At 70.1% G+C, this 5,739-nt stretch carries 5 protein-coding genes and 1 pseudogene; all 6 read left to right on the forward strand.

Annotation, left to right across the window (positions count from 1 at the left end; genetic code table 11):
* The first annotated feature begins 262 nt into the window (after window positions 1–262).
* Window positions 263–895 carry a Mu transposase C-terminal domain-containing protein gene (locus CITRIK5_RS12070; protein WP_230282838.1) on the forward strand — a complete coding sequence of 211 codons (633 nt, stop codon included), beginning with the start codon at window positions 263–265 and terminating at the stop codon, window positions 893–895.
* A complete protein-coding gene (locus CITRIK5_RS12075; protein WP_081994409.1) occupies window positions 882–1,805 on the forward strand; it encodes an AAA family ATPase in 924 nt (307 codons plus the stop codon). Before CITRIK5_RS12070 ends, CITRIK5_RS12075 begins: the two co-directional genes overlap by 14 nt.
* A 228-nt stretch (window positions 1,806–2,033) precedes the next feature.
* Window positions 2,034–3,479 carry a mercury(II) reductase gene (merA, locus tag CITRIK5_RS12080; RefSeq protein ID WP_035964295.1) on the forward strand — a complete coding sequence of 482 codons (1,446 nt, stop codon included), beginning with the start codon at window positions 2,034–2,036 and terminating at the stop codon, window positions 3,477–3,479.
* Window positions 3,480–3,554: 75 nt separating this feature from the next.
* The gene (locus CITRIK5_RS12085) at window positions 3,555–4,943 is read left to right on the forward strand and encodes an FAD-dependent oxidoreductase (protein ID WP_044658719.1); all 1,389 of its coding nucleotides are present in this window, start codon (window positions 3,555–3,557) and stop codon (window positions 4,941–4,943) included.
* An 85-nt stretch (window positions 4,944–5,028) separates the two neighbouring features.
* Window positions 5,029–5,427 carry a heavy metal-responsive transcriptional regulator gene (locus tag CITRIK5_RS12090; RefSeq protein ID WP_019311206.1) on the forward strand — a complete coding sequence of 133 codons (399 nt, stop codon included), beginning with the start codon at window positions 5,029–5,031 and terminating at the stop codon, window positions 5,425–5,427.
* A 181-nt stretch (window positions 5,428–5,608) separates the two neighbouring features.
* A pseudogene (locus CITRIK5_RS12310) lies at window positions 5,609–5,739 on the forward strand (transcriptional regulator); the annotation flags it as partial.

Raw genomic sequence — 5,739 nt, forward strand, 5'->3', positions numbered from 1 at the left:
GTCCTGAAGATCAACCAACTCGACACCATCACCGACGACGTCATCGAAGCTGCCGCCAGCACCTTGGTCACCGGCTAGCGCCACCTACTGACTCACAGAAGCACGCCACTTACTGATCAAGTCCACACACGGGGCCGACTTCACCAGCACCCGGCTGGACCGGGTCTGCCTGGACACCCACATCCGGCTCATCCACTCCCGCGTCGGGGTCCCGCAGGGGAGGGGCAAGATCGAACGCTTCTACGGCACGATCACCACCGAGGTGCTCCCGCACCTGCCCGGGCACATCCCGCACGGCACCGGCGGCACCCCCACCTCACCACCTGCCCTGAGCCTGGAGCAGCTCGACGCAGTGGTCCAGCGCTACCTGATCGAGGACTACCACGCCCGGGTGCACTCCGAGACCGGACAGGCCCCCGCCGCCCGCTGGATCGGGGCCGGGTGGATCCCGCGCACCCCGGCCCGGGGCGAGGATCTCGACCTGCTGCTGCTCACCGCTGCGACCACCCGCATCGTCCAGCGCGACGGCATCCGCTTTCAAGGCACCCGCTACATCTGCCCGGTGCTGGCCGCCTACGTCAGTGAGACCGTGACCATCCGCTACGACCCCCGCGACGCCGGCGAGGTGCGCGTCTACCACCAGGACACCTACCTGTGCCGGGCGATCGCCCCCGAACTGGCCGCTGAGACCATCACCCTCCAACAGCTGCAGCAGGCCCGGGGCGCCCGACGCGCCGCGCTCAAGCAGCAGCTGCGCGCCCGGCGCAGCCTCGCCGACGCCCTGCCCGCCGACGACCGCTGGGCACCACCACCCGCCCCGGCGCCGGGCCCGACGGCAGACCCGCCGGCGGAGCCGGCGCCCCGACACCGGTTGCGGACCTATGCCACCGACTGAGCCCGACTCCTCCCGGAGCCTGCTGGGCAAGGACGACGACGGCCGGCGCTTCCTCTCCGGCACGTTCGGGGAAATCGCAGCCTTGGGCCCACCCCCGGACCCCGCATCACCCCTGCTCCTTCCCACCCGGGAGCACCGCCGTTTCACCGAGTTCGCCGACACCGTCCGCGCCCACCGCTACATCGGCCTGTGCTGGGGCCCACCCGGGGTCGGCAAGACCCTCTCGGCCCGCCACTACGCCGGGGCCCCGCAATGGGAGCAGTGGCAAAGAGACCTGGGCGAGGACCGCGAGCCCGGCCCCATCCCTGAGCAGGTCCTGCAGGCCCGCACCGCGCTGTGGACCCCGACCGTCACCGCCAGCCCCCGACAGGTCGACCAAGCCCTCCCGCGGGCCTGCCAACAGATCTCCTACGCCATCGACTACCACCACCACGGCCGCGTCGACCCGTTCGTGCACCCCGACTCGCGTTCCTCCGGGCTCACCGAGCTGCTCATCATCGACGAGGCCGACCGGCTCAAGACCACCGGCCTGGAACAGGTCCGCGACTACTACGACCGCCACACCCTCGGGGTGATCCTCATCGGAATGCCCGGCATCGACAAACGCCTGGCCCGTTACCCCCAGCTCTACAGCCGTGTGGGCTTCGCCCACGAATACCGCCCCCTCACCCCCGAAGAGCTCACCGCCGTCCTGAACCGCCGCTGGCACACCGACGGACTCGCCGGCGAGGACGACGAGTTCACCCAGGCGGTCGCGATCGCCACCATCGCCCGGATCACCGGCGGCAACTTCCGTCTCGTCGACCGCCTCCTCACCCAGATCCAACGCATCCTCACGATCAACCAGTTGGCCACCGTCACCCCCGAAGTGGTCGAAGCCGCCCGCGAGTCACTCCTGATCGGTCACTGAGCACACGGGCCGGCCACCAGCTCCTGAGATCCACCGGCCAGGCAATCGCCTCTGGCAGCGACTCCTCGAAAGGGCCCCCGGGTCTGGGGCACATACGGTCGTGCACATGACATTGCCGCGGTGACGTCTTGACCTTCCTCTTCAGGGGAAGGTGCAGGCTGGGCACAGCACAGCACCGCACACAGACGGCCCGTCGGGGCCTTCATCACGGACTTACGGAGGCCGGTCATGCCTGAGACGGGAACGCACGAAGTGGACCTGGCGATCATCGGTTCCGGCGGTGGTGCGTTCGCCGCCGCGATCCGGGCCACCAATCTCGGCAAATCAGTGGTGATGATCGAGCGTGCCACGGTCGGGGGCACCTGCGTGAACACCGGGTGCGTGCCGTCGAAGGCGCTGCTGGCCGCCGCCGAGGCCCGCCACGTGGCGCTGGACGCCACAGGACGGTTCCCCGGTCTGAGCACGTCGGCCGCCGGGGTGGACATGCCCGGGCTAATCGTCGGCAAGGACGCGCTGGTGGAGGGAATGCGCTCGGACAAGTACCTGGATCTGATCGCCGACTACGGCTGGGAACTGGCCACCGGCGAAGCGGTGTTCACCGGCACCGCCGAGGATCCGGCGCTGGAGGTCACCGGAGCCGACGGTTCCTGCCGCCGGGTGCGGGCGGCCCACTATCTGGTGGCCACCGGCTCCACCCCGATCGTCCCGGAGATCGAGGGTCTGGATCAGGTGGAGTATCTGACGTCGACCACGGCCATGGAGTTGGACGAGGTGCCGGAATCGCTGCTGATCATCGGTGGCGGGTACGTGGGCCTGGAGCAGGCTCAACTCTTCGCCCGCCTGGGCTCGATGGTCACCATGGTCGTGCGGTCCCGGCTGGCCTCCCATGAGGAACCCGAGGTCTCCCGGACCCTGAGGGGCGTGTTCGCCGAGGAGGGCATCCGGGTGATCCCCCGGGCCACCGTCTCCTCCGTGACGCCCGACCGGGACACCGGGGAGGTGGTGGCCACCGTCACGGGCCCGGGCGGGCAGGACACCCTGCGGGCGGGCCGGCTCATGGTCGCGGTCGGGCGCCGTCCGGTCACCGAGAACCTGGGCCTCGGCTCGGTCGGGGTGGACACCGGGGCGCGCGGGGAGATCCTCGTCGACGCCCGGATGGCGACCTCGAATCCGAAGGTGTGGGCGGCCGGGGATGTGACCGGGCACCCCCAGTACGTCTACGTGGCCTCGGCCCACGGGGTCACCGCGGTGGAGAACGCCTTCCACCACACCGGCCAGCAGATCGACTACACCCACCTGCCGCGGGTCACTTTCACCTCCCCGGCCATCGCGGCGGTGGGCATGACCGACCAGCAGGCCCGGGAAGCCGGCCTCCGGTGTGAATGCCGGGTGCTGCCCCTGGAGTACGTGCCCAGGGCGCTGGTCAACCGTGACACCCGCGGGTTCGTGAAGATCGTCGCCGAGGCCGAGACTGGGCGGATCGTGGGTATCACCGCGGTGGCCAAGGACGCCGGGGAGCTTGCCGCGGCCGGGGTCTACATCTTGTCCGCGGGCATGACGGTGGATCAGGTCTCCACCCTGTGGTGCCCGTACCTGACGATGGCCGAAGGCCTCAAGATCGCCGCCCAGTCCTTCCGCACCGACGTCTCCAAACTCTCCTGCTGCGCCGCGTGAGGATCGGTCGGCCTCGAGCATCGAGCACAGCCGGGAGCTGACGACTCAGCAGGCACTGTAACGGAAGGGGAAGTCATGGCCCAGAGGTTGATCGTCATCGGTGGGGACGCCGCGGGGATGAGCGCGGCCTCCGCCGCCCGCCGCCAGCTGCCCCAGGACCAGTTGGAGATCGTGGCCTTCGAGCGGGGCCACTACACCTCGTATTCGGCCTGCGGGATCCCGTACTTCATCGGCAAGGACGTCGCCGACACCACGGAGCTGATCGCCCGTACCCCGCAACAGTTCCGCGACCACCACGCCATCGACGCCCGCACCGGTCACGAGGTCCTGGAGATCGACCTGCACCGCCGCGCCGTGCTCGTGCGCGACCTGACCGCCGGCCGGGAGGCCTGGGAGGGTTTCGATCAGCTCATGGTCGCCACCGGGGCCACCCCGGCCCGCCCGCCACTGCCCGGGATCGATGCGGCCGGTATCCACGGGGTGCAGACCCTCGACGACGGCCTGGCCCTGCGGGCGGTGCTGGAGCGGGACCGGCCGGGCCGGGCGGTGGTCGTCGGGGCCGGCTACATCGGCCTGGAACTGGCCGAGGCCCTGTCCGCCTGGGGCGTGGACATCACCGTGATCGGACGCCCCCCGGCCCCACTGCCGGGCCTGGACCCGGACATGGGCGCGCTCATCGCCACCGCGATGGAAGGGTACGGGATGGAGGTGCGGATGGAGGAGACCGTCACCGGCTTCGAGACCCACACCGGGAAGGTCACCGCCGTGGTCACCGATCAGGCCACCATCCCCACCGAGCTGGTGATCCTCGGCCTGGGGGTGACCCCGAACACCACCCTGGCCGCCGACGCCGGGATCCCCCTGGGCGAGACGGGGGCGATCGCCGTGGACCGCCGGCTGCGCACCGGCATCGAGGGGGTGTGGGCCGGCGGGGACTGCGTGGAGAAGTTCCACCGCGTCTCCCGCCGCCACGTGGCCCTGCCGCTGGGTACCCACGCGAACAAGGAGGGCCGCACCGCCGGGATCAACCTCGGCGGCGGCTACGCCACCTTCCCCGGGGTGCTCGGCACCGCCGTGACCAAGATCTGCGACATCGAAGTCGGACGCACCGGCCTCGGCGAGGTCGAAGCGCAGGCGGCCGGCTTCGACCCCGTCACCGCCGTGGTCGACTCCACCACCCGGGCCGGCTACTACCCCGGGGCCAAACCCATCCGCACCAAACTCATCGCCGAACGCGGCACCGGACGGCTGCTCGGCGCCCAGATCGTCGGGGAAGAAGGCGCGGCCAAGCGCATCGACGTGCTCTCCGTGGCGCTGTGGCACGAGACCCCGGTGGAAGAGCTGCTCAACATCGACCTCTCCTACGCCCCGCCGTTCTCCCCGGTGTGGGACCCGGTGCTCATCGCCGCGCGCAAGACCTGGCAGGCCGTCGAGACCGACCGCGCCCGCACCGAACCCGGATGACCACCGGCCCCTCCAGGGGCAGGCAGTGCCCTGCCCCCGGAGCCTTCCTCTACCGTGGAAGGCCACAGACCAGTCCAGGATCGAGGTGCGCACCGTGCGGATCGGTGAAGCGGCCGCAGCCGCCGGCATGACCACCAAAGCCCTACGGTTCTACGAACAGCACGGGCTGCTGCCCCCGGTGCACCGCGGCCCCAACGGGTACCGCGACTACCCACCCGAGGCCCTCGCCCGCCTGCAGTTCATCCGCCGAAGCAAGGCCGCCGGACTCAGCCTGGCCGAGATCCGGAACATCCTGCAGATCCGCGACGCCGGGCAGGCCCCCTGCGCCCACGTAGCCGCACAGCTCGCCCAGCAACTCACCGACCTCGACCAGCACATCGCTGAGCTCACCGCCCTGCGGGCCTCCGCGGCCGAGCACTACCAGGCCGCCTCCCAAGGCGACCCCACCCAGTGCGATCCCGCCCAAATCTGCAGCTACCTCTGAGCCCACAGCCGCACCACGGCCGCCAAATACCTCTGTCAGAACACCGCCATTCACCGTCGACAGTCACAACGTCGTCGAGGACTGAGCTCGCTCGACGTACGGTGAAGGATCCCCTTACGGGCATGCGGTCTGGGCTGACGCCTGTGATCGAGTGTTCAGTTTGCGCTGTATAGTTCAGTCCATGCTGACTATTGCTTCGCGTCTCGACGTGTTGAACCGCCTGGGTCGTGCACTGGCCGACCCCACTCGATCCCGGATCATCTTGACCCTGCTCGACCATCCCGCTTACCCGGCGGAACTGGCCCGAGATCT

Origin of the sequence: Micrococcus sp. 116, assembly GCF_902506395.1 — a bacterium.
Classification (GTDB): domain Bacteria; phylum Actinomycetota; class Actinomycetes; order Actinomycetales; family Micrococcaceae; genus Micrococcus; species Micrococcus luteus.